The organism is Janthinobacterium rivuli, assembly GCF_029690045.1.
GTDB lineage: Bacteria > Pseudomonadota > Gammaproteobacteria > Burkholderiales > Burkholderiaceae_D > Janthinobacterium > Janthinobacterium rivuli.
In genome coordinates, this window is sequence record NZ_CP121464.1 from 656,345 (window position 1) to 681,602 (window position 25,258).

Annotated in this window: 22 protein-coding genes and 4 tRNA genes; 19 read left to right on the top strand and 7 right to left on the bottom strand. The window is 58.7% G+C overall.

Annotation, left to right across the window (positions count from 1 at the left end; translation table 11 throughout):
- The first annotated feature begins 193 nt into the window (after window positions 1-193).
- The 16 genes from P9875_RS02910 (at window position 194) to P9875_RS02985 (ending at window position 14,903) form a co-directional block, all read left to right on the top strand.
- Window positions 194-278 (top strand) — tRNA-Tyr (locus tag P9875_RS02910).
- 62 nt (window positions 279-340) lie between these two features.
- Window positions 341-414 (top strand) — tRNA-Gly (locus tag P9875_RS02915).
- A gap of 43 nt (window positions 415-457) precedes the next feature.
- A tRNA-Thr gene (locus P9875_RS02920) sits at window positions 458-532 on the top strand.
- An 88-nt stretch (window positions 533-620) separates the two neighbouring features.
- Window positions 621-1,811 (top strand): elongation factor Tu, encoded by a 1,191-nt coding sequence (tuf, locus tag P9875_RS02925; protein WP_034753125.1) that lies wholly within the window; start codon window positions 621-623, stop codon window positions 1,809-1,811.
- A gap of 65 nt (window positions 1,812-1,876) precedes the next feature.
- A tRNA-Trp gene (locus P9875_RS02930) sits at window positions 1,877-1,952 on the top strand.
- A 32-nt stretch (window positions 1,953-1,984) separates the two neighbouring features.
- Entirely contained in the window at window positions 1,985-2,368 is a 384-nt protein-coding gene (gene secE, locus P9875_RS02935) for a preprotein translocase subunit SecE (protein WP_035823944.1), read from the top strand.
- Window positions 2,368-2,994, top strand: coding sequence for a transcription termination/antitermination protein NusG (gene nusG, locus P9875_RS02940; protein ID WP_034753130.1), 627 nt, complete (start codon window positions 2,368-2,370; stop codon window positions 2,992-2,994). The genes secE and nusG overlap by 1 nt, the downstream gene beginning before the upstream one ends.
- 115 nt (window positions 2,995-3,109) lie before the next feature.
- Entirely contained in the window at window positions 3,110-3,544 is a 435-nt protein-coding gene (rplK, locus tag P9875_RS02945; protein WP_034753131.1) for a 50S ribosomal protein L11, read from the top strand.
- Entirely contained in the window at window positions 3,544-4,239 is a 696-nt protein-coding gene (gene rplA, locus P9875_RS02950) for a 50S ribosomal protein L1 (RefSeq protein WP_034753134.1), read from the top strand. Before rplK ends, rplA begins: the two co-directional genes overlap by 1 nt.
- Window positions 4,240-4,559: 320 nt before the next feature.
- Window positions 4,560-5,099, top strand: coding sequence for a 50S ribosomal protein L10 (gene rplJ, locus P9875_RS02955; protein WP_034753621.1), 540 nt, complete (start codon window positions 4,560-4,562; stop codon window positions 5,097-5,099).
- A gap of 67 nt (window positions 5,100-5,166) precedes the next feature.
- Window positions 5,167-5,538, top strand: coding sequence for a 50S ribosomal protein L7/L12 (gene rplL / locus P9875_RS02960; RefSeq protein ID WP_034753136.1), 372 nt, complete (start codon window positions 5,167-5,169; stop codon window positions 5,536-5,538).
- A gap of 244 nt (window positions 5,539-5,782) precedes the next feature.
- A complete protein-coding gene (gene rpoB, locus P9875_RS02965) occupies window positions 5,783-9,889 on the top strand; it encodes a DNA-directed RNA polymerase subunit beta (protein WP_099401261.1) in 4,107 nt (1,368 codons plus the stop codon).
- Window positions 9,890-9,998: 109 nt separating this feature from the next.
- A complete protein-coding gene (gene rpoC, locus P9875_RS02970) occupies window positions 9,999-14,240 on the top strand; it encodes a DNA-directed RNA polymerase subunit beta' (RefSeq protein WP_034753138.1) in 4,242 nt (1,413 codons plus the stop codon).
- A 48-nt stretch (window positions 14,241-14,288) separates the two neighbouring features.
- Window positions 14,289-14,453, top strand: coding sequence for a hypothetical protein (locus tag P9875_RS02975; RefSeq protein ID WP_161784196.1), 165 nt, complete (start codon window positions 14,289-14,291; stop codon window positions 14,451-14,453).
- Between the two features lie 48 nt (window positions 14,454-14,501).
- Window positions 14,502-14,666, top strand: coding sequence for a hypothetical protein (locus P9875_RS02980; protein ID WP_161784197.1), 165 nt, complete (start codon window positions 14,502-14,504; stop codon window positions 14,664-14,666).
- A gap of 48 nt (window positions 14,667-14,714) precedes the next feature.
- Window positions 14,715-14,903 carry a hypothetical protein gene (locus P9875_RS02985; protein ID WP_278317540.1) on the top strand — a complete coding sequence of 63 codons (189 nt, stop codon included), beginning with the start codon at window positions 14,715-14,717 and terminating at the stop codon, window positions 14,901-14,903.
- A gap of 273 nt (window positions 14,904-15,176) precedes the next feature.
- Here P9875_RS02985 and P9875_RS02990 read toward each other — a convergent pair whose 3' ends face one another.
- The gene (locus P9875_RS02990) at window positions 15,177-15,950 is read right to left on the bottom strand and encodes a hypothetical protein (RefSeq protein WP_278317541.1); all 774 of its coding nucleotides are present in this window, start codon (window positions 15,948-15,950) and stop codon (window positions 15,177-15,179) included.
- A 15-nt stretch (window positions 15,951-15,965) separates the two neighbouring features.
- Between P9875_RS02990 and P9875_RS02995 the strand changes: the two genes are divergently transcribed.
- Window positions 15,966-16,598 carry a transcriptional regulator gene (locus tag P9875_RS02995; RefSeq protein WP_035823954.1) on the top strand — a complete coding sequence of 211 codons (633 nt, stop codon included), beginning with the start codon at window positions 15,966-15,968 and terminating at the stop codon, window positions 16,596-16,598.
- Between the two features lie 76 nt (window positions 16,599-16,674).
- Complete coding sequence (locus P9875_RS03000) at window positions 16,675-17,514, top strand: HDOD domain-containing protein (RefSeq protein WP_035828534.1); 840 nt, start codon at window positions 16,675-16,677, stop codon at window positions 17,512-17,514.
- A 71-nt stretch (window positions 17,515-17,585) separates the two neighbouring features.
- Here P9875_RS03000 and P9875_RS03005 read toward each other — a convergent pair whose 3' ends face one another.
- The 6 genes from P9875_RS03005 to P9875_RS03030 all read right to left on the bottom strand — a co-directional run bounded on the left by P9875_RS03005 (window position 17,586) and on the right by P9875_RS03030 (window position 24,591).
- The gene (locus tag P9875_RS03005) at window positions 17,586-18,761 is read right to left on the bottom strand and encodes a zinc-dependent alcohol dehydrogenase (protein ID WP_278317542.1); all 1,176 of its coding nucleotides are present in this window, start codon (window positions 18,759-18,761) and stop codon (window positions 17,586-17,588) included.
- Window positions 18,758-19,855, bottom strand: coding sequence for an SRPBCC family protein (locus P9875_RS03010; protein ID WP_278317543.1), 1,098 nt, complete (start codon window positions 19,853-19,855; stop codon window positions 18,758-18,760). Before P9875_RS03010 ends, P9875_RS03005 begins: the two co-directional genes overlap by 4 nt.
- Before the next feature lie 158 nt (window positions 19,856-20,013).
- The gene (locus P9875_RS03015; RefSeq protein ID WP_099401266.1) at window positions 20,014-21,825 is read right to left on the bottom strand and encodes a DUF885 domain-containing protein; all 1,812 of its coding nucleotides are present in this window, start codon (window positions 21,823-21,825) and stop codon (window positions 20,014-20,016) included.
- 134 nt (window positions 21,826-21,959) lie between these two features.
- On the bottom strand, window positions 21,960-23,057 hold the full coding sequence (locus P9875_RS03020) for a M48 family metallopeptidase (protein ID WP_278317544.1): 1,098 nt from the start codon (window positions 23,055-23,057) through the stop codon (window positions 21,960-21,962).
- Window positions 23,054-24,220 (bottom strand): HPP family protein, encoded by a 1,167-nt coding sequence (locus P9875_RS03025; protein ID WP_278317545.1) that lies wholly within the window; start codon window positions 24,218-24,220, stop codon window positions 23,054-23,056. Before P9875_RS03025 ends, P9875_RS03020 begins: the two co-directional genes overlap by 4 nt.
- An 80-nt stretch (window positions 24,221-24,300) precedes the next feature.
- Window positions 24,301-24,591: a DUF3349 domain-containing protein gene (locus P9875_RS03030; protein WP_423221843.1), complete on the bottom strand. Its 291-nt coding sequence runs from the start codon at window positions 24,589-24,591 to the stop codon at window positions 24,301-24,303.
- A 165-nt stretch (window positions 24,592-24,756) separates the two neighbouring features.
- Between P9875_RS03030 and P9875_RS03035 the strand changes: the two genes are divergently transcribed.
- Window positions 24,757-25,257: a thioredoxin family protein gene (locus P9875_RS03035; protein ID WP_278317547.1), complete on the top strand. Its 501-nt coding sequence runs from the start codon at window positions 24,757-24,759 to the stop codon at window positions 25,255-25,257.
- The last annotated feature ends 1 nt before the right edge of the window (window position 25,258 follow it).

The following is a 25,258-nucleotide window of genomic DNA, read 5'->3' on the forward strand; positions in this document are numbered from 1 at the left end:
GTGGGCAGGGAGGATAAAAAAAATCCAAAAAAAGAAGACTTTTTCGCGCCAACCCTTGCACATTCTCAAATCGGGAGCTTATAATCACGCCCCGAAGCAGCCAACTTCTTCTTTATACGCAAATGCAGCAGTCAGGCATCAGTAAATAAGGTTGACAGTTGTGAGTAGATGCTTCATACTCTGCGGTTCCCGCGGAGGGGTGGCCGAGTGGTTAAAGGCGACAGACTGTAAATCTGTTCTCTATGAGTACGCTGGTTCGAATCCAGCCCCCTCCACCAAGTTTTTGCAAGGAAAACTGGGTAGTAGCAAAAAGCAGTGAAGATAAAGTGAACGATACCTCGCGGGTGTAGCTCAATGGTAGAGCAGAAGCCTTCCAAGCTTACGACGAGGGTTCGATTCCCTTCACCCGCTCCAGTTTCCGTTCAGATGCTTGATGCATCGCATGCAACAAATTACAGCCCTTGTAGCTCAGTGGTAGAGCACTCCCTTGGTAAGGGAGAGGCCACGTGTTCGATCCACGTCAAGGGCACCAGAATTCGCAGCAGGCAGCACAGAAGCAATTCAAACCAGACCGTCGGGCGTGTGCCTGAGCAATCTAATCAAATCATTAGGAGTTCAAAATGGCAAAAGGTAAATTCGAACGGACCAAGCCGCACGTCAACGTCGGCACCATCGGCCACGTCGACCACGGTAAAACCACGCTGACCGCTGCAATCGCAACGGTTCTGTCGAAGAAATTCGGCGGCGAAGCTAAAGCATACGACCAGATCGATGCAGCACCAGAAGAAAAAGCGCGCGGTATCACGATTAACACCGCTCACGTCGAGTACGAAACGGAAACGCGTCACTACGCGCACGTTGACTGCCCAGGCCACGCCGATTACATCAAAAACATGATTACCGGTGCTGCCCAGATGGACGGCGCGATCCTGGTGTGCTCCGCAGCTGACGGCCCAATGCCACAGACCCGCGAACACATCCTGCTGGCCCGCCAAGTTGGCGTTCCATACATCATCGTGTTCCTGAACAAGTGCGACCTGGTCGACGACGCAGAGCTGCTGGAACTGGTTGAAATGGAAGTGCGCGAGCTGTTGTCGAAGTACGAATTCCCAGGCGACGACCTGCCTATCATCAAAGGTTCGGCACGTATGGCGCTGGAAGGCAAAGAAGGCGAAATGGGCGTTGACGCAGTGCTGCGTCTGGCTGATGCGCTGGATGCTTACATCCCAACGCCAGAGCGCGCTGTTGACGGTGCTTTCCTGATGCCAGTAGAAGACGTGTTCTCGATCTCGGGTCGCGGTACCGTTGTGACCGGTCGTATCGAGCGCGGCATTGTTAAAGTCGGCGAAGAGATCGAAATCGTTGGTATCACCGATACCGTCAAAACGACTTGCACCGGCGTGGAAATGTTCCGCAAACTGCTGGACCAAGGTCAAGCAGGCGACAACGTTGGTCTGCTGCTGCGCGGCACCAAGCGTGAAGACGTGCAACGTGGTCAAGTTCTGGCCAAGCCAGGCTCGATCAAGCCGCATGCACACTTCACCGGCGAGATCTATGTTCTGTCGAAAGACGAAGGCGGCCGTCATACGCCATTCTTCAACAACTATCGTCCACAGTTCTACTTCCGCACGACGGACGTCACCGGTTCGATCGAGTTGCCAGCAGACAAAGAAATGGTCATGCCAGGCGATAACGTGTCGATCACCGTCAAGCTGATCAACCCGATCGCGATGGAAGAAGGTCTGCGCTTCGCTATCCGTGAAGGCGGCCGTACCGTCGGCGCCGGCGTGGTTGCAAAAATCCTCGCATAAGGAAATGTTATGCTTCCACCCGGGCGTCCTGGGTGGTAGAATAGCACTCCTCGAAAGTTTTACGTAGGGACGTAGCTCAATTGGCAGAGCGTCGGTCTCCAAAACCGAAGGTTGGGGGTTCGATGCCCTCCGTCCCTGCCACCGTCAAGGTGCAGGGCACCGAAAGTAGAAAAATGTCAAATCAATCCGTGCAAACCGTTAGCACGTCGAGTGACAAGATAAAAGTCGCGCTGGCAATAGTAGCTGCGATTGCAGGAGTAGTCGGGTTTTATTACCTGGCAGGCCAACCAGCTCTGGTGCGTGCAAGCGCGCTTGTGGCTGGTTTGGTTATTGCTGTTGCGCTCTTGTATATCTCGACGACCGGCCGTGAATTTCTCAATTTCGCCAAAGAAGCTGTGCGCGAAACCAAGAAAGTCGTTTGGCCTACCCGCAAAGAAGCCACGCAGATTACTGCGATCGTGTTTGCCTTTGTGCTGGTCATGGCGATTTTCCTGTGGGGTACGGATAAATTGCTCGAGTTTTTGTTGTATGACGTAATTCTGGGTTGGAAAAAATAATGAGCGAAAATGTGCATGATGAAGCGGCGGACGAGTCCGTTCCGGGCGACGCTCCGGTAGCGGACACTGGTGCAGCGCTGAGCGTGCCGGTCAGCAGCAAGCGCTGGTATGTCGTGCATGCTTATTCCGGCATGGAAAAAAGCGTCATGCGCGCACTGACCGAGCGCATCGAGCGCGCGGGCATGCAAGACCAGTTCGGCCAGATCCTGGTGCCGATCGAAGAAGTTGTTGAAGTCAAGAATGGTGTGAAGTCCGTCACCGAACGTCGTTTCTATCCTGGCTATGTGCTGGTTGAAATGGAAATGACGGACGAGAGCTGGCACTTGGTCAAGAACACCAGCAAGGTTACCGGTTTCATTGGTGGCAAGTCGAACAAGCCGACGCCGATCTCCGCGCGCGAAATCGACGGCATCATGAAGCAGATGCAGGAAGGTGTTGAAAAGCCCCGTCCAAAAACCTTGTACGAAGTGGGCGAGCAAGTCCGCATCAAGGATGGTCCGTTCACCGACTTCAACGGCAATGTCGAAGAAGTCAACTACGAGAAATCCAAAGTGCGCGTCTCGGTCACCATTTTCGGCCGCGCTACTCCGGTAGAGCTCGAATTCGGCCAGGTCGAAAAAGTTTAAGTATTATCAAGCGCCACCAGGAGCGTTGCGGCAGTCTCAGCAAAATCCGGTCAGAGGAGCCCCGCCAAGGTAGGATCGGCGGGGCGCTACTACTCAATCCAAGATAGGAGCCATCATGGCAAAGAAAATCATTGGTTTTATCAAGCTGCAAGTGCCAGCTGGTAAAGCAAACCCATCCCCACCAATCGGTCCAGCTCTGGGTCAACGTGGTCTGAACATCATGGAATTCTGCAAGGCCTTCAACGCACAGACCCAAGGTCTGGAGCCAGGCATGCCGATTCCAGTCGTGATCACCGCGTTCGCTGACAAGTCCTTCACTTTCGTGATGAAGACGCCTCCAGCAACCTACCTGATCAAAAAAGCTGCTGCGATCACCAAAGGTTCGCCGAAGCCACATACCGACAAAGTCGGTACGCTGACCCGCGCACAAGCTGAAGAAATCGCTAAATTGAAAACCCCTGATCTGACCGCTGCCGACATGGATGCTGCTGTACGCACCATCGCTGGTTCCGCTCGTTCGATTGGTATCACGGTGGAAGGTGTTGTATAATGGCTAAGTTATCCAAACGTATCAAGGCTTTGAAAGCCAAAGTCGACCGTACCAAAGTGTACGCTTTCGACAACGCTGTCGCTCTGATCAAAGAGTGCGCAACGGCCAAGTTCAATGAATCGATCGACGTATCGGTACAACTGGGTGTTGATCCTAAGAAATCCGACCAAGTGGTGCGCGGCTCCGTCGTGCTGCCAGCTGGTACCGGCAAAACCGTACGCGTGGCTGTATTCGCGTCGGGCGAAAAAGCGGAAGCGGCTAAAGCTGCTGGCGCCGACATCGTTGGTATGGAAGACCTGGCTGAGCAGATCAAAGCCGGCGACATGCCTTTCGACATCGTTATCGCTTCGCCAGATACCATGCGTATCGTTGGTACCCTGGGTCAGATCCTGGGCCCACGCGGCATGATGCCTAACCCGAAAGTTGGCACTGTTACTCCTGACGTCGCTACCGCCGTGAAAAACGCGAAAGCTGGTCAAGTTCAGTACCGTACCGACAAATCCGGTATCATCCACGCTACCATCGGCCGTAAATCGTTCGCTGACGCAGATCTGAAGTCGAATCTGGTCGCACTGATCGACGCACTGAACAAAGCCAAGCCAGCATCGAGCAAAGGCGTGTACCTGCGCAAAGTTTCGCTGTCGTCGACCATGGGCGCTGGCGTCCGTGTTGACCAGGCTAGCCTGGCAGCTTAAGTAACAGAATCAAGTCCTGTAGCGCCTTCGGGCGCTGCGGGCGCATCTTTGGGCTGTCTGTCCGGTGTTCGCACCAGGCAGGCAGACAATCAAAGACCGTTGGGCCGACTGTGATCGCACATGCAGAAGGTTAATAGGCTTGCCGGCAACGGCAAGTGCCCAACGCAGATGGTGTACCCGAACAAGTTTTGTAGTCCTCATGCTGCGTGAATCCATCCGCTCAGTTTAGTACTTCTTGACTTCGGACGCCGTGTTCGAACCGATGCAAGGCGCTCAACCACTCGGTTGTGATTGCCGAACATCATTTAAGGAGGTTGACCGTGAGTCTCAATCTGAATGACAAAAAGGCCGTCGTCGCCGAAGTTTCCGCACAAGTAGCAAATGCGCAAACGATCGTCGTGGCCGAATATCGTGGCATCCAGGTTGGTCACTTGACGCAACTGCGTGCTAAAGCGCGTGCCCAAGGCGTGTACCTGCGTGTGTTGAAAAACACTCTGGCTCGTCGCTCCGTTGAAGGTACCGCATTCGCCAGCCTGGCAGATGCCATGACCGGCCCGTTGATCTACTCGATCTCGGCCGATGCCGTTGCAGCAGCTAAAGTCATCGCTGACTTCGCTAAAACCAACGACAAACTGGTCATCAAAGCAGGTAACTACGCAGGCAAGCCGCTGGATACAGCTGCTGTCACCGCGTTGGCGAGCATTCCTAGCCGTGAAGTCCTCATTTCGCAGTTGTTGGGCGTTATGCTGGCTCCGGTTTCGGGCTTTGCACGTGGTCTGGCTGCCCTGGCAGCGAAAAAAGGCGAAGGCGCCGAAGCTCCTGCAGAAGCAGCAGCAGAAGAAGCCCCAGCAGCCGCTTAATTGCGCGCGCTTTTTTCTCTCAGTACCAATCTGATGTAACTAACGTAATAAATTTAGGAGTTTCAAAATGGCAATTAGCAAAGACGATATCCTGGAAGCAGTTAGCGCCATGTCCGTAATGGACCTGAACGACCTGGTTAAAGCATTCGAAGAAAAATTCGGCGTGTCCGCAGCAGCAATGGCTTCGGCCGGTCCTGCAGCAGGCCCAGCAGCAGCTGCTGAAGAACAAACCGAATTCAACGTCATCCTTGACACCTTCGGCGCAAACAAAGTTGGCGTTATTAAAGCAGTTCGCGAAATCACCGGCCTGGGCTTGAAAGAAGCTAAAGACCTGGTCGATGGCGCACCAAAAACTGTGAAAGAAGCAGTGTCGAAAGCTGACGCTGAAGCAGCACAGAAGAAACTGGTAGAAGCCGGCGCAACCGCTTCGATCAAGTAATATCTGTACCGGCGGCAGTTAGCGCCCGAGTCAAAGTCTGAGGTTTCCCCTCGCAAGGGGGGGAATCCGACTTTGGCTCCTTTGTCGTCTGCATCGTATTTGTCATGTAGTTGTAGCAGCAGTTTTTATTCGATTCAAGCCGGAAAGCAGAGCCTTGAGGTTTCGTCTGTGTCACACGCAGCGGTGCAAACGAACACTTGCAAAACCTGAATTTTCTATCCTTTCTGTCACTCACGGAGTGTCCATGCACTACTCATTTACTGAGAAGAAACGCATTCGCAAATCATTCGCGAAGCGCGCCAACGTTCACCACGTTCCGTTCCTGCTGGCGACCCAGCTCGAGTCTTATCATAGCTTCTTGCAAGAGGACATAGCACCGTCCGGCCGCAAGAATGATGGCCTGCAGTCGGCTTTCACTTCGATTTTCCCTATCGTGTCGCACAATGGTTTTGCGCGTCTCGAATTCTTGTCGTACGTTCTGGGCGATCCTGCCTTTGACGTCAAAGAATGTCAACAACGTGGCCTGACGTTCGCGTCGCCGCTGCGCGCGAAAGTGCGTCTGGTGATCCTGGACAAGGAATCGCCAACCAAGCCCGTCGTCAAAGAGATGAAGGAACAGGAAGTCTACATGGGCGAATTGCCGCTCATGACGACCACCGGTTCGTTTGTTATCAATGGCACGGAGCGGGTTATCGTTTCCCAGCTGCACCGTTCGCCTGGCGTGTTCTTCGAGCACGACCGCGGCAAGACTCACTCGTCCGGTAAACTGCTGTTCTCCGCGCGTATCATTCCTTACCGCGGTTCGTGGCTGGACTTCGAGTTCGACCCGAAAGACATCCTGTTCTTCCGCGTCGACCGCCGCCGCAAGATGCCAGTAACGATCCTGCTCAAAGCCATCGGCATGTCGCATGAGCAAATCCTGGCGAACTTCTTCGTCTTCGACAATTTCAACCTGCGCTCCGAAGGCGCGGAAATGGAATTCGTCTCCGAGCGTCTGCGCGGCGAAGTGGCGCGTTTCGACATCGTCGACAAGTCGGGCAAGACCCTGGTGCTGAAAGACAAGCGTATCAACGCGAAACACGTGCGTGATATCGAAGCTGCCGGCATCAAGCACATTTCCGTACCGGAAGACTACCTGCTGGGCCGCGTATTGGCGAAGAACATCGTCGATGGCGACACCGGTGAAGTCGTCGCTTCCGCGAATGATGAGCTGACCGAAGATCTGTTGGGCCGCCTGCGCGATGCCAACATTTCCGAAATCCAGACCTTGTACACGAACGACCTGGATCAGGGCGCCTACATCTCGCAAACCCTGCGTATCGACGACACCGCCGATCAGATGGCTGCGAAAGTGGCGATCTACCGCATGATGCGTCCAGGCGAACCGCCAACGGAAGACTCCGTTGAAGCGCTGTTCAATGGCCTGTTCTACAACTCGGACCGCTACGACCTGTCGGCCGTGGGCCGCATGAAGTTCAACCGCCGCATTGGCCGCGATGAACTGACCGGCGCCATGACCCTGTCGAACGAAGACGTGCTGGCCGTGATCAAGATCCTGGTGGAACTGCGCAATGGCCGCGGCGAAGTCGACGATATCGATCACCTGGGTAACCGTCGCGTACGTTGCGTGGGCGAACTGGCCGAGAATCAATTCCGCGCCGGCTTGGTGCGTGTTGAGCGCGCCGTCAAGGAACGCCTCGGCCAAGCCGAAGCGGACAACCTGATGCCGCACGACCTGATCAACTCGAAGCCGATTTCGGCCGCGATTCGCGAGTTCTTCGGTTCGTCCCAGTTGTCGCAGTTCATGGACCAAACCAATCCTCTGTCGGAAATTACCCACAAGCGCCGCGTATCGGCTCTGGGACCCGGCGGTCTGACACGCGAACGCGCCGGCTTTGAAGTGCGCGACGTGCATCCGACCCACTACGGCCGCGTCTGCCCGATCGAGACACCGGAAGGTCCGAACATTGGTCTGATCAACTCGCTGGCTCTGTATGCCCGCCTGAATGAATACGGCTTCCTGGAAACCCCGTACCGCAAGGTCGAAGGCTCCAAGATTACCGATCAGATCGACTACCTGTCCGCCATCGAAGAAGGCCGCTACATCATCGCTCAGGCGAATGCGACCATCAACGACGAAGGCATGCTGTCCGATGAACTGGTCTCGGCCCGTGAGGCCGGCGAAACCATCCTGGTATCCCCAGAGCGCATTCAGTACATGGACGTGGCGCCTGGCCAGATCGTTTCCGTCGCTGCCTCGCTGATTCCGTTCCTCGAACACGATGATGCAAACCGTGCATTGATGGGCGCCAACATGCAACGCCAGGCTGTGCCTTGCTTGCGTCCGGAAAAAGCGCTGGTCGGTACCGGTATCGAACGCACCGTTGCGGTCGACTCGGGCACCACCGTGCAAGCGCTGCGTGGCGGTATCGTCGATTACATCGATGCAGGCCGTGTCGTGATTCGCGTCAACGATGACGAAGCGACCGCTGGTGAAGTGGGCGTCGACATCTACAACCTGATCAAGTACACCCGTTCGAACCAGAACACCAACATCAACCAGCGTCCTATCGTGCAAGTGGGCGACCGTGTTGCCAAGCGCGACGTGATCGCCGACGGCGCATCGACCGACCTGGGTGAATTGGCGCTGGGCCAGAACATGACCGTGGCCTTCATGCCATGGAATGGTCTGAACTTCGAAGATTCGATCCTGATCTCGGAAAACGTCGTCAAGGATGACCGCTACACCTCGATTCACATCGAAGAGTTGTCGGTGGTGGCCCGTGACACGAAACTGGGCGCGGAAGAAATTACGCGCGACATCTCGAACCTGGCTGAAAACCAGCTGGCACGTCTGGATGAATCCGGTATCGTCTACATCGGCGCTGAAGTACAAGCCGGCGACACCCTGGTTGGTAAAGTGACGCCGAAAGGCGAAACCCAGCTGACCCCGGAAGAGAAGCTGCTGCGCGCGATTTTCGGCGAAAAAGCTTCGGACGTGAAAGACACGTCGCTGCGCGTGCCTTCGGGCATGATCGGTACCGTGATCGACGTGCAAGTCTTCACCCGTGAAGGCATCGTGCGCGACAAGCGTGCCCAGCAAATTATCGATGACGAACTGAAACGCTTCCGTCTGGATCTGAACGACCAGATGCGTATCGTTGAAGGCGATGCCTTCCAGCGTCTGGAAAAAATGCTGATCGGCAAAGTTGTCAACGGCGGCCCTAAAAAGCTGGCCAAAGGCGCCAAGATCACCAAGGATTACCTGGCCGATCTGGACAAATACCACTGGTTCGACATCCGCCCTGCGGACGACGATGCAGCGGTAGCGCTGGAAGCGATCAAGGAATCGATCAACGAGAAGCGTCACCAGTTCGATCTGGCCTTCGAAGAGAAGCGCAAGAAACTGACGCAAGGCGATGAGCTGCAACCAGGCGTGCAAAAAATGGTCAAGGTGTACCTGGCCGTGAAACGCCGCCTGCAGTCGGGCGACAAGATGGCAGGTCGCCACGGTAACAAGGGTGTGGTTTCCCGTATTGTTCCTGTGGAAGACATGCCATACATGGCCGACGGCACGCCAGCCGACGTTGTGCTGAACCCGCTGGGCGTTCCTTCGCGGATGAACGTTGGTCAGATTCTCGAGACGCACTTGGGCTGGGCTGCCAAGGGTCTGGGTATCCGCATCGGCGAAATGCTGAAGGCGCAAACCAAGGTCGAACAAGTGCGCAAGTACCTGACGACGATCTACAACGACAATGGCCGCGCGGAAGATCTGGATAACTTCGACGACGAAGAGATCATGAAGCTGGCGGAAAACCTGAAAAAAGGTGTTCCATTCGCCACGCCAGTGTTCGACGGCGCCAATGAAGAAGAGATCCGCCGCATGCTGGACCTGGCGTATCCGGACGACATCGCCAAGAACCTGGGCATGACCGCTTCGAAAAACCAGGTGACCATGTATGACGGTCGCACCGGTGAAGCGTTCGAGCGCAAGGTCACTGTCGGCGTCATGCACATGCTGAAACTGCATCACTTGGTCGATGACAAGATGCATGCGCGTTCGACCGGTCCTTACTCGCTGGTAACGCAGCAGCCACTGGGCGGTAAAGCCCAGTTCGGTGGCCAGCGTTTCGGTGAGATGGAAGTCTGGGCACTGGAAGCGTATGGCGCGTCGTATGTCTTGCAAGAGATGTTGACCGTCAAGTCCGATGACGTGAATGGCCGTACCAAAGTGTACGAGAACCTCGTCAAGGGCGACCACGTGATCGACGCCGGCATGCCGGAATCGTTCAACGTGCTGGTCAAGGAAATCCGTTCGCTGGGTATCGATATCGACCTCGAACGCAACTAAACGACAGCACCCTGTCATTTGGTTTGGGAAACACAAAGCCCGGCTGGGAAACCACGCCGGGCAATGTAGTCTCAGGAATATAGAAATTTAATCACCTCTGGAGTGATACATGAAAGCACTGCTCGATCTATTCAAGCAAGTACAGACCAACGAGACCTTCGATGCAATCAAGATCGGTCTCGCTTCGCCTGAGAAAATCCGTTCGTGGTCCTACGGCGAAGTCAAGAAGCCGGAAACCATCAACTACCGTACCTTCAAGCCTGAGCGCGACGGCCTGTTCTGCGCCAAGATCTTTGGCCCGATCAAGGATTACGAATGCCTGTGCGGCAAGTACAAGCGCCTGAAACACCGCGGCGTGATCTGCGAAAAGTGCGGCGTCGAAGTCACCCTGGCCAAAGTGCGCCGCGAGCGCATGGGCCACATCGAGCTGGCCTCGCCGACCGCGCACATCTGGTTCCTGAAGTCGCTGCCGTCGCGTCTGGGCATGGTCCTGGACATGACCCTGCGGGACATCGAACGCGTGCTGTACTTTGAAGCATACGTCGTGACCGATCCAGGCATGACCCCGCTGAAGAAGTGCCAGATCATGTCGGAAGACGACTACGCCGCCAAGTACGAAGAGTACGGCGACGACTTCACCGCCTTCATGGGCGCCGAAGGTATCCGTGAACTGCTGCGCTCGATCGACATCCACCGCGATGCCGAAACCCTGCGCGTGGAACTGAAGGAATCGAAATCCGAAGCCAAGATCAAGAAATACGCCAAGCGCCTTAAGGTGTTAGAGGCGTTCCAGCGTTCGGGCATCAAGCCTGACTGGATGATCATGGAAGTGCTGCCAGTGCTGCCGCCGGAACTGCGTCCGCTGGTACCGCTGGATGGTGGCCGTTTCGCGACCTCGGATCTGAACGATCTGTATCGCCGCGTCATCAACCGTAACAACCGTCTGAAACGCCTGATGGAGCTGCGCGCTCCAGAGATCATCACGCGCAACGAAAAGCGCATGCTGCAAGAAGCGGTCGATTCGCTGCTGGACAACGGCCGTCGCGGCAAAGCGATGACCGGCGCCAACAAGCGTCCGCTGAAGTCGCTGGCCGAGATGATCAAAGGTAAAGGCGGCCGTTTCCGTCAAAACTTGCTGGGCAAACGCGTCGATTACTCCGGTCGTTCGGTCATCGTCGTGGGCCCGCAATTGAAACTGCATCAGTGCGGCTTGCCGAAACTGATGGCGCTGGAACTGTTCAAACCATTCATTTTCAATAAACTGGAACTGATGGGTCTGGCTACCACGATCAAGGCCGCGAAAAAGCTGGTCGAGATTCAAGAGCCGGTCGTGTGGGACATCCTGGAAGACGTGATTCGTGAACATCCGATCATGTTGAACCGCGCACCTACGCTGCACCGTCTGGGTATCCAGGCGTTCGAGCCAGTCCTGATTGAAGGCAAGGCCATCCAGCTGCACCCGCTCGTCTGCGCCGCATTCAACGCCGACTTTGACGGTGACCAAATGGCGGTCCACGTTCCTCTGTCGATCGAAGCACAGATGGAAGCACGCACGTTGATGCTGGCATCGAACAACATCCTGTTCCCGTCGAACGGCGAACCATCGATCGTTCCTTCCCAGGATATCGTGTTGGGTCTGTACTACGCGACCCGCGAAGCGATCAATGCGAAGAACGAAGGGATGATGTTCCCTGACGTGTCGGAAGTGATCCGCGCCTACGACAACAAGGAAGTCGAACTGACGACCCGCGTTACCGTGCGTATTACCGAATACCCGAAAAACGCCGAAACGGGCGAATTCGAGAAAACGGTAACCCGCTACGAAACGACGATCGGCCGTGCGATCCTGTCGGAAATTCTACCTAAAGGCCTGCCGTTCTCCGTCCTGAACCGCGCGCTGAAAAAGAAAGAAATTTCCAAGCTGATCAACACGTCGTTCCGCAAGTGCGGCCTGCGCGCCACCGTGGTGTTCGCAGACAAACTGATGCAATCGGGTTTCCGCCTGGCGACACGCGCCGGTATCTCGATCTGCGTCGACGACATGCTGGTACCGCCGCAAAAAGTCACGCTGATCGCGACGGCCGAATCGGAAGTCAAGCAGATCGAACAGCAATACGCCTCGGGTCTCGTGACCGCCGGCGAGCGTTACAACAAGGTAGTCGATATCTGGGGCAAAACCTCGGATGAAGTCGGCAAGGCCATGATGGACCAGCTCAAAGTCGAAGACGTGATCCGCCGTGACGGCACCAAGTCGACGCAAGAATCGTTCAACGCCATTTACATGATGGCCGACTCCGGCGCGCGCGGTTCCGCAGCCCAGATTCGCCAGTTGGCCGGTATGCGTGGTCTGATGGCCAAACCGGATGGCTCGATTATCGAAACGCCGATTACCGCGAACTTCCGCGAAGGTCTGAACGTTTTGCAGTACTTCATTTCGACCCACGGCGCTCGTAAAGGTCTGGCCGATACGGCGCTGAAAACGGCTAACTCCGGTTACCTGACGCGTCGTCTGGTTGACGTGACACAAGACTTGGTGGTGATCGAGGACGATTGCGGCACCATGAACGGCGCCGTCATGAAGGCACTGGTCGAAGGTGGTGAAGTCATCGAACCGTTGCGTGACCGTATCCTCGGCCGCGTCGTGGTGCATGACGTCGTCAATCCTGAAACCCAGGAAACGCTGTACGAAGCCGGCACCCTGATGGACGAAGACATGGTCGAAGAGATCGAGCGTCTGTCCATCGATGAAGTCAAGGTCCGCACGCCACTGACTTGCGACACGCGCTTCGGCCTGTGCGCCAAGTGCTATGGCCGCGATCTGGGCCGCGGCATGCTGGTCAACGCCGGCGAAGCCGTCGGTGTGGTGGCAGCGCAGTCGATTGGTGAGCCTGGTACCCAGCTGACCATGCGTACGTTCCACATTGGTGGTGCGGCATCGCGTGCAGCAGTGGCATCGTCGGTGGAAGCCAAGTCGAACGGTACCATCCGCTTCACGGCAACCATGCGTTACGTGACGAACGGCAAGGGCGCGCAAATCGTCATTTCCCGTTCCGGCGAAGTGCTGATCACCGACGACCATGGCCGTGAGCGTGAGCGTCATAAAGTACCGTACGGTGCGACCCTGATCGTCAAGGACGGCATGGTCATCAAGGCCGGTACGGCCCTGGCAACGTGGGATCCGCTGACCCGTCCGATCATTACCGAATACGCCGGTCAAGTGCGTTTCGAGAACGTCGAAGAAGGCGTCACCGTTGCCCGTCAGGTCGATGAAGTGACCGGTCTGTCCACCCTGGTGGCGATCGATGCGAAACGTCGCGGTTCGTTGACGAAAACGTTGCGTCCGCAAGTCAAGCTGATCAACGACGCGAACGAAGAAGTCAAGATCGCCGGCACCGAACACTCGGTGGCGATCGGCTTCCAGGTCGGCGCGCTGATCATGGTCAAGGATGGTCAACAGGTATCGGTTGGTGAAGTGCTGGCACGTATTCCTACCGAATCGCAAAAAACGCGCGATATTACCGGTGGTCTGCCGCGCGTTGCGGAACTGTTCGAAGCGCGCTCGCCGAAAGATGCCGGTATGCTGGCGGAAGTCACGGGTACGGTTGCGTTCGGTAAAGAAACCAAGGGCAAGCAGCGTCTGGAAATCACGGACATGGACGGCAACAAGCATGAGTTCTTGATCACCAAGGACAAACAAGTGCTGGTGCATGACGGCCAAGTCGTGAACAAGGGCGAGATGATCGTGGACGGCCCGGCCGATCCGCAAGACATCCTGCGCCTGCTGGGTATCGAAGCGCTGGCACGTTACATCGTTGACGAAGTGCAAGACGTGTACCGTCTGCAAGGCGTGAAGATCAATGACAAGCACATCGAAGTGATCGTGCGTCAGATGCTGCGCCGTGTTCAGATCGTCAATGCCGGCGACACCAACTACATCGTTGGCGAGCAGGTAGAGCGTTCGGAACTGCTGGACGAGAACGATCGCATGGCCGTTGAGAACAAGATTCCAGCGACCTACGAAAACGTCTTGTTGGGTATTACCAAGGCTTCGCTGTCGACCGATTCGTTCATCTCGGCCGCATCGTTCCAGGAAACCACCCGCGTGCTGACCGAAGCGGCGATCATGGGCAAGCGCGATGGTCTGCGCGGCCTGAAAGAGAACGTCATCGTCGGCCGTCTGATTCCTGGCGGTACGGGCCTGGCCTTCCACCGCGCACGCAAAGAGAAAGAAGCGTGGGAAGTGGAAGAGCGTCAAGCACTGCTGCTGGCCGAGAAAGCCTCGATGGCTGGCGAAGCTGCAGAAGCATTGCAGGACATCGAAACCCAGCAACACCACGGCGACGAAGCGTAATCTACGCTGCTAGCTGACAAGAACGGCACCTTCGGGTGCCGTTTTTTTATGTCCGTTACTGCAGCCTTCCACCGCGCACGCAAAGAGAAAGAAGCGTGGGAAGTGGAAGAGCGTCAAGCACTGATGCTGACCGATAAAGCCACCCTGGCCGGTGAAACCACCGACGACCTGCTGGCCATCGAAACCCGGCAACTCCACGGCGACGAAGCGTAATCTACGCTGCTAGCTGACAAGAACGGCACCTTCGGGTGCCGTTTTTTTATGTCCGTTACTGCGGCCTTCCACCGCGCACGCAAAGAGAAAGAAGCGTGGGAAGTGGAAGAGCGTCAAGCACTGCTGCTGACCGATAAAGCCACCCTGGCCGGGGAAACTACCGACGACCTGCTGGCCATCGAAACCCGGCAACTCCACGGCGACGAAGCGTAATCTACGCTGCTAGCTGACAAGAACGGCACCTTCGGGTGCCGTTTTTTTATGTCCGTTACTGCAGCCTTCCACCGCGCACGCAAAGAGAAAGAAGCGTGGGAAGTGGAAGAGCGTCAAGCACTGCTGCTGACTGATAAAGCCACCCTGGCCGGGGAAACTACCGACGATCTTTTGGCTATCGAAACCCGGCAACACACGACGAAGCGTCATCTTTATCAAGCAGCGTACAATTTATAGTTAATTGCAATCGCATGGATGTCGTCCGCTTTATTTTCCTGGGAATTTTTAATCATTTAATTGATAGAAATTTCAGGTAATAGAAAAGATTTATTGCGTATGCCATTCAACGGTCATTCGTTAATTATTTAACCTATTAAATATATGCATCTGCGCTGTTCGCTGATAAGAACGGCACCAGGGAGAAATTCCTGGTGCCGTTTTTTTATGTCCATGACTGCGGCCTTCCAGCGCATACGCAAACAGGACGCCGCACCCAGGGACGCTATGGCGTCAGCAAGTCTGCAGTATTGACCGGCACTCTTTTTTGCTGGCATCGTAAAACACATAGACGGCGGCTTCGTCATGAAAATAGCCGTCCACCGGGAGTTGCCCCAGAAATACCAGCGGACCGTCCGCCTCGATGGGCCAGCTCGGCGCTTGCAGCCAGCGGGGCGGCTTCTTCGCATAGCGAAATAACGCGAGCAATTGCGCCCGCAGCCACTGCGTCCGTTCACTTTTTTTCGCATGCGGCGGTGCCTTGTCCAGCAGTGCCGCCACATAGGCCAGATCCACATCCAGCCACTTCGGCTGCGCCGCCAGCAAAAGCGCGTGCAACTGGCCAGGCTTTTCCGAGACGCATAACGGAATGCCGGCGGCGTGCAAAAAATCGGCCAGGGCGCCCTGCGCGTTCAGCACATCCGCCGGATTGTGCAGGTCGAGCGATATCAGATAGTGATACAGCGTGTGCCCCGCATGCGCATACCTGGGCGCCGGCTGCGCCGACAACAGGCGCTCTGTTTCTGCGTCTTCATATAAAAGGTGTTCAAAGGCCGCCGTATCAAGCTGTCCTCCGACAAACCCGACCACGCTGCTGGTGGCTGATGACATACAAGTGTTCCCCTGAAAGTATGGTTCATTGGCAACTGCGGGTGTGAGAGGGCACGCCGTTTTCCGATCGATCGGCAGTGCGCAACCATGGCGATTATGCACGATGCCGTCCTGCCGGCACACTCTGTTGTCGCATAGCAAAAGCACGCATGCCACGCCAATTTTCGGCGTGCTCATGCTAATATCTGGCACATGATTGCCCAAGCCCTGTTTACTCCCGCCCAGCAGAAACTGCTGGGACTGCTCTTTGTCCGCGTGAATGAAGGTTTTCACTTGAACGAGATCATGCGCTTGACGGGATTGGGCAGCGCGTCGGCGCAGCGCGAATTGCGTCGCCTGCATGATTCCGGGCTGATCACGTCGGAGCGGATCGGCAATGTGCGGCGCTTCTGGCCCAACAAGGAAAGCCTCGTGTATCCGGAATTGAGCGGACTGGTGCAGAAAACCTTCGGCATCGTCGGCGTGCTCAGCATGACCCTGGCTCCCTTGCGTGCGCAGTTGCACCTGGCATTCGTGTCGGGCGCCACGGCGAAGGGGCAGGACATGCCTGGCAGCGCCATCGATTTGCTGCTGGTGGGCGAAGAAGCCAATTATGGCGATCTGTTGACGGGATTGGCCCCGGCCGAGCGAACCTTAAGGCGTAAAATCAATCCCAACCTATATACGCTGGCCGATTATCGCCGGCGGCTGCGCGAAGGCCAGCCATTTCTGCTGCAGGTATTACAGCAGCCGAAGTTGTTTGTGATCGGCGATGAAACGCTATTGCATGCGCTGGCATTGCCTGATTCTTCATTACAAGCGAATGACATGCCATCTGTATTCTAAAGGCCGGGCCTGGCATTCAATTTCCGATGCATGAAATTGTTGGCCAGAATAATATCTGAGGCGGATTGATCGTATGATGAATAAACTACAGGCTTTCGGTTTAATTGTTTCCCAGGCGGTGCGCGGAGAATTAACATTTCCCACGAGTGTTAATTCCGCATTGCAATTGCAATTGGCCCTGGCTGAACCGGACTGCCATATCGACCATGCGATCAAGCTGGTATTGGCCGAGCCCTTGCTGGCGGCGCGCACGGTCGCGCTGGCCAACTCGGCCGTGTACAGCCGCGGCGATGCGGCGCCTGTGACCAGCGTGCGCGCCGCCGTCATGCGCATGGGTTACCGCAATCTGTATGCGCTGGTGGCGGCCATGGTGGTGCGCCAGTTCGGCAGCAAGATCATCGATCCCGTCTTGCGCCAGAAGGCGACCCAGTTGTGGGAGCACACGGCCCATGTGGCGGCGCTGGCGCACGTGCTGGCCCGCCGCGTGACGCACGTCGATGCCGACACGGCGCTGTTCGCCGGCATCGTGCATGAGGTGGGCGGCTTTTACCTGCTGTCGCGCGCCGATGAATTCCCCGGCCTGCTCGACGACGATGCCGATCACTGGATGGAATCGGCCGAAGAAATCATTTCCCGCGAAGTCATGAAGAAGCTCTTGATCCCGCGAGCCGTCAGCGAAGCCATCGAAGGCTTGCGCGATGGCTTGCTATCGATCCCGCCCGACTCCCTGCTCGACACCTTATTGTTGGCCAAACAACTGTCGCCCGTGCAGTCGCCCTTGCAGGTGACGTACGTGGAAATGCTCACACCCTCCGATTCCGTCATCGATTTCATTATCGATAACGAAACCCTGCAAAGCATCCTGGCCGAGTCAAACGAGGAAGTGCGTTCGATGAGCGCCGCGCTGCTCGTCTGAGCTCGTCTGAGATCAGCGCATTGCTCGTCTGCCCCGGCCGCGTTGCCTGCCAGCGTGTCTGCCAGCGCCGATCAGGGGCCGGGATGCAGCACCACCTTGATGCATTGCTCCTGTTTCTTCTGGAAGATCTCGTAGCCATGCGGCGCTTCGTCCAGGGTCAAGTGGTGGGAAATGATGGCGCCGGGATCGAGTTCGCCCCGTTGTATCCGTTCCAGCAGCGGCTGCATGTAGCGCTGCACGTGTGTCTGCCCCGTCTTGATGGTCAATGAACGGTTCATGATGGAGCCAAACGGGATCTTGTCGCTGAAGCCGCCATATGCGCCCGGTACCGAGACGACGCCGCCATTGCGGCATGCCATCAAGGCTTCGCGCAGGGCCGTGGGACGGTCCGATTCCAGTTTCATCGTCTGCTTGAGGCGGTCGTAGATATAGCTGACGCCGGAACCGTGCGCTTCCATGCCGACGGCATCGATACAGGCATCGGGTCCCCGTCCTCCCGTCATTTCACGCAGGGCATCGGGCACGTCCACCGCATCGAAATGCAGGGTTTCCGCACCGGACAGTTCGCGCGCCATGCGCAGGCGTTCCGGGTAATGGTCGATGGCGATGACGCGTTCGGCACCGAGCAGGAAAGCGCTCTGGATGGCGAACTGTCCCACCGGGCCGCAACCCCACACGGCCACCACCTGTCCTGGCGTGATGGCGCAGGCTTCGGCCGCCATGTAGCCGGTCGGCAGTATGTCCGAGAGGAACAGCACCTGTTCATCCTTGAGCTCGTCCGGCACCTTGATGGGGCCGACGTCGGCAAACGGCACGCGCACATATTCGGCCTGGCCGCCCGCGTAGCCGCCCGTCAAATGGGAATAACCAAAGATGCCCGCGCCCGAGTGGCCCCACATCTTTTCCGCCATGTAGGCATTGGGATTGGAATTCTCGCACACCGAGTACAGCTGTTGTTCGCAAAAGAAGCAGCGTCCGCAGGCAATGGGAAACGGCACCACCACCCGATCTCCCACCTTGAGCTTGCGTACCGCGGAGCCCGTTTCCACCACTTCGCCCATGAACTCATGGCCGAGGATGTCGCCTTGTTCCATGCTGGGCACGACGCCATTGTAGAGGTGCAAGTCGGAGCCGCAGATGGCAGTGGAACTGACTTTGATGATGGCGTCGCCGGGATTGAGGATGGCGGGATCGGGCACCTGTTCGATCCGTACGTCGCGCTTGCCGTGCCAGCAATTGGCTTTCATGACACACCTCCGTTTGCTTGCGGCCGAGGGGCCGGTGCCGTGCCGCCAGCCTTGTGCAGCAAGCGCGTCTTGAAACTGCGCTTGCCCGACGGCTGGCCCTCGGTGGTGCTGACCTCGCCCGTTTCCATCCACTGCTTGAAGCGGCGCAAGGTGGTTTCGATCTGGTAGGCGGGCGCCTGGCTGAACAGGCCGGCCACGGCAGTGCCCACCTTGCCGGCCGGCGGCTGCATGTGCAGCTGCATGGTCACCACGGTGCCGCGTCCGTCGGGTGCGGGCGACAGTTCCAGCGCTCCTGTTTCGGTATGGTTTTCCGCCGCGCGCCAGCGCATGCCCTGGCCTGGACGCTCTTGCGTCAGTTCGCCTATCCATACGCCTTCGACGCTGTTCCAGCGCGAGCGGCGCGCATCGATTACCTGCACCGACTGCAGGCCCGGCATGAAGCGGGGCAGGTTTTCCAGGTCGCGCCAGGCGCGGTAGCAATCGTCGGCGGAACGGTTGACGATGACGCTCTTTTGCAGCGCCAGCCCCGCTTCGCCGGGCGCGGGCAATTCGCTCAGCTTGCGCGGCGCCAGTTGTGCGCTGGCGATATAGTCGATGGCCGTCACGCCCGCCACCACGGCTGCCGTCGCCGCCAGCCGCGTGCGCGCATTGCGCCGGCTGGCCATGGCCACACCCAGCAGCGACAGGTCCATGGCGTCGCCGGCGATGCGCGACCAGCGCCATGCCGGCCGGGTTTCTCCGCGCAGCAAGGCCACGCCGCAAGCCATTTCGCGCAAGCCGATGGCGCGTATCCAGACAGACGAGACGCCGCGCAAGCCGCTGGCCCGCGCCAGGCCCTGCGGCGCCACTAACTGGGCCAGGCCCAGGCCGATGCTGAGCCAGCCAAGTGCCCTGATCATGGCATGGTTGCCGTGCGCGCTAGCGTCGGGAATGTGCCGCTGCGGCCGTCCATCGGCCTGGCCGCGCGTGCTCGTGTAATGAAGAATGGCGTCATGGCCATGGTCCGATGCGCCAGCATCATCGGGTATCTCCATTGACGCTTGCCATGCGGGCGGCCTGGCCGTGGCGCCATCGCTGATGTCTTCGTTTTGCATGCTGCCTCCCTTCTGTGTATGGGAATTAGGCAGCATGGTCTGGTATGCGTTCCGGCAGGCGTGCGCGAGATGCGCTGGGTCTGCGCCAGATCAAGCATCGGCGCGAAAAAAAACGGCAGCCCGGACTGGCGCTGCCGTTGTGGCGGGAAGCGACTAGCTTACTTCTGCTGGGCGATCCACCGGTCGACCTTGGCTTCCAGCAGTTTCAGGGGCAGGGTGCCGTCGCTCAGCACGACTTCGTGGAACTTCGGCAGGCTGAACTTGTCGCCCAGCGCCTGCTGCGCGCGCTGGCGCAGTTCGACGATTTTCAGCGAACCGATCTTGTAGCCCAGCGCCTGGCCCGGCCAGGCCATGTAGCGTTCCGTCTCGCTTTTCGCCACGGCGTCATAGCCGAGGGTATCGCGCATGTACTTGATTGTCTGCTCACGCGTCCAGCCCTTGGTGTGCAAGCCCGTGTCGACCACCAGGCGCACGGCGCGCAGCATCTCGTCGTTCAAGTGGCCGAAATACTGGGCCGGATCCTCGAACAGGCCCATTTCCTTGCCCAGGGTTTCCGCATACAGGGCCCAGCCTTCCGTGAAGGCATTGTTGCCGCCGAAACGGCGGAAGTTCGGCAAGTCCATCTCTTGCACCAGCGCCAGATGGAAATGGTGGCCCGGTTTACCTTCGTGCAGGAACAGGGTGGTCATGCCCGTGTCGCCATACAGTTTCGGATCCGTGACGACGGACCAGAATACGCCGGGGCGCGAACCATCGGCGGCCGGCGCCGTGTAGTGGTCGGCGGCCGTGTCGCGGCTCAGTTCAGGTTCCAGGCGCAAGTCCAGCGGCGCCTTCGGCACCAGGGTGAACAGGGCTGGCAATTTGCTGTCCAGCAGCACGTTCAGCTTGCGATAGACGTCGAGCACTTCCTGTTCCGTCTTGAACGGGCGGAATTTTTCCTGCTGCGACACCCACACGGGCAGGCCGGCGGCCGGGCCGTTGTAGCCCATCTTCGGGCCCACGATCGCATATTGTTCCTGGATGCGCGCCACTTCCTTCAGGCCGATGGCGTGGATCTGCTCCGGTTTCAGATCCGTCGTGGTGCTGCTGGCCACGCGCGCCTGGTACCAGGCAGCCCCATCGGGCAGGGCGCTCCAGCCGCTGCTCGCGCGGCTGGCTGGCAGGTAATCGCGTTCCATGAAGGTGGACAGGCGCTGCAGCGCAGGCATCAGCTTGGCTTCGATGATGACGGTGTAGGTTTGCGTCAGGCGCGCCTTGTCCGCGGCGGAAAAGCTGGCCGGCAAGTTCTTGATGGGCGTGTAATAGACGCTGTCTTGCGGCGTGGCGCTGACGAGTTTCTTGAATTGCGGCAGGGCCGATTCCGTCAGCGCCTTCGGCAGCACGATGCCTTTTTGCATGCCGACGCGCATATTGGAGATGGCCTGGTCTATCCAGCCCGGCAACTGGCCGATACGGCTCAGGTAAGCGTCATACTCCTTGACGGTGGTCAAAGGCTGCGATGCCTCGCCACCCGCATAATTGGCCAGGGTGACGGGCATGCTGTCCATCTGGTTCAAGGGCAGCAGGTATTCGGGGAAGCGCTCGAAGCTCAGCGCCGTGGCCAGTTCATAGTCGAGGATATCGTAGTTGATCTGGTCCTGGTGCGACAGCTGCGCGCGGGCAATGCTGCGCAGCGTCTTCTGGTACTGGCGGTACAGCGCGAACTGTTTGGCGCGCGCGGCGGGCACGATGGCTGAACCGAGCTGGTCGTCAAAACGGTTGTCGCCGCTCTCGGTGGCGTTGATCGGCTCGAAACGGGCCAGCGCATCGTAGTACTGATCGGCCACGACCTGCAACCGCTGCTTGGCTTGCGGCGCGCTGACGGCCACGCTTTTGGCTGCGGACTGGGCCGCTTGCGCCATGGGCGCATGGGCGAGCAACAGAGAGATGGCCAGGGTGCCGAGGGTGCCGGCGGCAAAACGATGCTTCATGCGCGAAGTCCTTTGTAAGGAGGGTATGAACGGAGGCGTTGTGGGTCGGGGTGGCCGGTCGCGATGGAGCAGCCGGGGCGTAAGCATACGCCATTGCCCAGTACGTTTGGATAAATTGTACGAGGGGAATGTTGCTATTTTGCCGTAGGCGGCAAGGCCGCTTTCATCTCTTGCCAGTGGCTGCTGGTCAAGGGCAGGCAGGCGGGGCAGGGCGTGGCGGCGATCAGGCTGCGGATCTGCTGCGCGCGCGCCGCCGTTTGCGGGTGCGAAGAAATCCAGTCGGGCACCTTGGCCTTGTCCTTGTCATCGAGCTTCTGGAAAAAGCTGAGCATGCCGTCGGGGCGGATCTGTGCGCGCTGCAAGGCGAGCAAACCGAGGCGGTCCGCCTCTTCTTCCATGTCGCGGCTGAAATACAGGGTGCCGGCCTGGTGCGCCAGCATGGCGGCCACGGCGCTGATGTCGCCGATGGTCACGCCCACGAGGGCGCCCCAGCCCAGGCTGCTGATCATTTGCCGCAACGAATGGCGCTGTTCCACGTGCTGCACTTCATGCGCCAGCACGCCGGCCAGTTCGCCCGGATCGGCTGCCTGACGCAGCAAGCCCGTATGCACGACGATGATGCCGCCGGGCATGGCAAACGCGTTGACCGTGTCGTCGTTCTTGATCAGCCAGCGGTACTGGTAGCGCGAACCGGCTGTCAGCTTGCGGCCGATCTCCTGCACCGTCTGCTGCGCCACGCCGCTTTCGTTGATGCCGCCTTGCGCGCGCACTTGCGACAGAGCCAGTTCGCCCAGCTGTTTTTCCGTCGACAAGGGGATCCATCCCGCCAGCGCGCCGACGGCATGGCCGCCTTGCCACCACAGCAGGGCGGCCGCGACGATGGTCGCGCCCGTCAAGCCGGCCAGCCAGCCCGACACTTGTCGCCGGTTGCGCTGGCGCTCGCCCCACAGGCGTTGCAGTTGCGGCTGCAGCGCGGCCGGCGCTTCGCGCAAGACGATGGCGATGTCGCTCTCGGTCAGCGGTTTCAGCGACACTTGCCGGCCATGTTCGTCGAGCCAGTTCAGGAACAGTTCCGGTCCGTCGACACCGCCCACGCTGACGACCAGCTGCGTCACATCCACGTTATGGCCGGGCGCATCGATGGTCAACTGCGCGCCGAAAAAATGCGCGCTGACGACCGTGCCGGCCGGGCCGCCATCGGGGCCAGTCAGCAGCGCCTGGAATGGCGTCATGCGGCGGCCTCGGCAAAGCGGCTTTCGTACAGGGCCGCCATCAGGTCGGACTGGCTGATGATGCCAGCCAGGCGTTCTTCATCGTCGAGGATGGGAATATGGTGGTAGCCGGCGTCGGCCATCAGGGGCACCAAATCGATGATGGGCGTGCCCAGGCGGGCCGTGTGCGGCGACGGCGTCATCAGCTGGCCCACCACTTCCGGCTTATCGCTGTGGGACAGGCCGCTGCGCTGCAGCAGGCCGCGCAGGCGCTGGCGCATGCCCTGATAATCGTCGAGGCCGCCATGGCGCAGGAAATCCGTCTGCGTGATGATGCCGATGACCCGGCGCGCCCGGTTCAGCACGGGCAGGGCGCCCACCTGGTGCTCGCGCATGGTGCGCCAGGCCACATCGAGCGGCGTGCCGAATTCCACGCTGAGCACGTCCTTCGACATGATGTCGGCGCAGGTGACGACGCCGAAGCGGCGCTGGTAGGCGCGCATTTCCGTCTGCAGGAAGATCGCTTGCAAATCGTCGCGGCTGATGTCGAGCACTTCGCTGTGCTGGCGCAGCACGGCATCGAGGTCGTCCGGCGAAAAGCCCAGGCGGTTGCTGGGCACGTCATCCCTGGTGGCGTGCGGATGCGGCGCCACCAGCTGCTGGATGTGCGGGTAGCGGCGTCCCGTCAGGTTGTTGTACAGCACGGCGCAAGCGACCAGCACGGCGGAATTGAACAGCACGGTGATGAAGACGAATTCAAAGCCGGCCGCATGCACGCTGGCGCCGCCAACGACGGTGGTGAGCGCCACGGCGCCGCCCGGCGGATGCAAACAGCGCAAGGCGAACATGGCGCCGATGGCCAGGCAGGCGGCCAGCGCCGCCACGCCCACGCTCGATCCCAGCCATTTCACGCAGGCCATGCCGACCAGGCCGGAGACGACGTTACCGCCCACCACGGACCACGGTTGTGCCAGGGGGCTGGCCGGCAGGCAGAACAGCAGCACGGCCGAAGCGCCCATGGGCGCGATCAGGTAGACGCTGGCACTGTCGGGGGCCAGCAGGAAATGGCAGATGAGTCCGGTCAGCAGCAAGCCGCAGATGGCGCCCGCGCAGGCGCGTAATTGTTCGCGGCGGCTGCCGTTGTTCGGTTGCGGCAGCCAGCGTGCCAGGAAAGAAGTCGTCATGGGGGAGGGCGCGTTCGGGCCGCGTTGCTCAGTCTGAGCCCAATATTATCCCATGCGTTCCATTTCGCTGCCTGCGGGCATTAATCCTCGGCGCAGATGGCATGCAAGCCGTGTTGTTCCAGCAAGCTCCTGGCAGCTGCCACGGCGGACGGCGCCGGCTTGCTGCTGGCGCAGGCATAGATGTCATTGAGAACCACCGCCGCATCCTTGTGCGTGACAGCGGCCATCAGCTCGGCCAGGTTGCGGTCGGAAAAGTGTACGTACAACAGGGCCAGCACGGGGGCATACGCCGTGTCTGGCATGCCGCCGGGATAGGCGCTGCGCAGCATGCGCGCGGCGCCGGACAAAGCCGGGGGCAGGGTATCTGGCATGCTCAAGCGGCTACTCCTTGTTGGTGCCGATACGCGCTTATACGTTTTCCGCATAAGCACAGTGCAATTAAATGGTGGATATTTCCTACAGGTACGCATATTCTAGACAATCACACTGGCTGACAGCTGTTCAGCTGGTCCCCACGATTTATCTCAGGAGCCCGCATGCGCTTTTCTATTTTCCTTGCCAGCCTGCTGCTTGCCGGTACCGCCATGGCCGCCACGCCAACGCCGAGCAACCCCGTCGCCACGCCGCATTTGCCGTACAACGCGGCAGCCGACGCCAAGGCCGACGTGGCCCGCGCGCTGGCCGAAGCGAAGGCGGCCCACGTGCCTGTCTTGCTGATCTTTGGCGCCAACTGGTGCGAGGATTGCCGCGCGCTTGACAAGGCATTGAAGGAAGGCAAGAACGCCGAGTTGATGCAGCAGCAGTTCAAGGTCGTCAAGGTCGACGTGGGTAACTTTGACCATAACCTGGACGTGGCCCAAGCCTATGGCAATCCGCTCAAGAAAGGCATCCCGGCTGCCGTGCTCGTATCGAGCGACAACAAGCAGGTGCTGTACGCCACCAAGGGCGGCGAACTGGCGAATGCCCGCCGCATGAGCGAGAGCGGCATCTATGATTTCTTCAAGCAAGCGGCCAGCGTGAAAGCGCCGGCGATTTAAT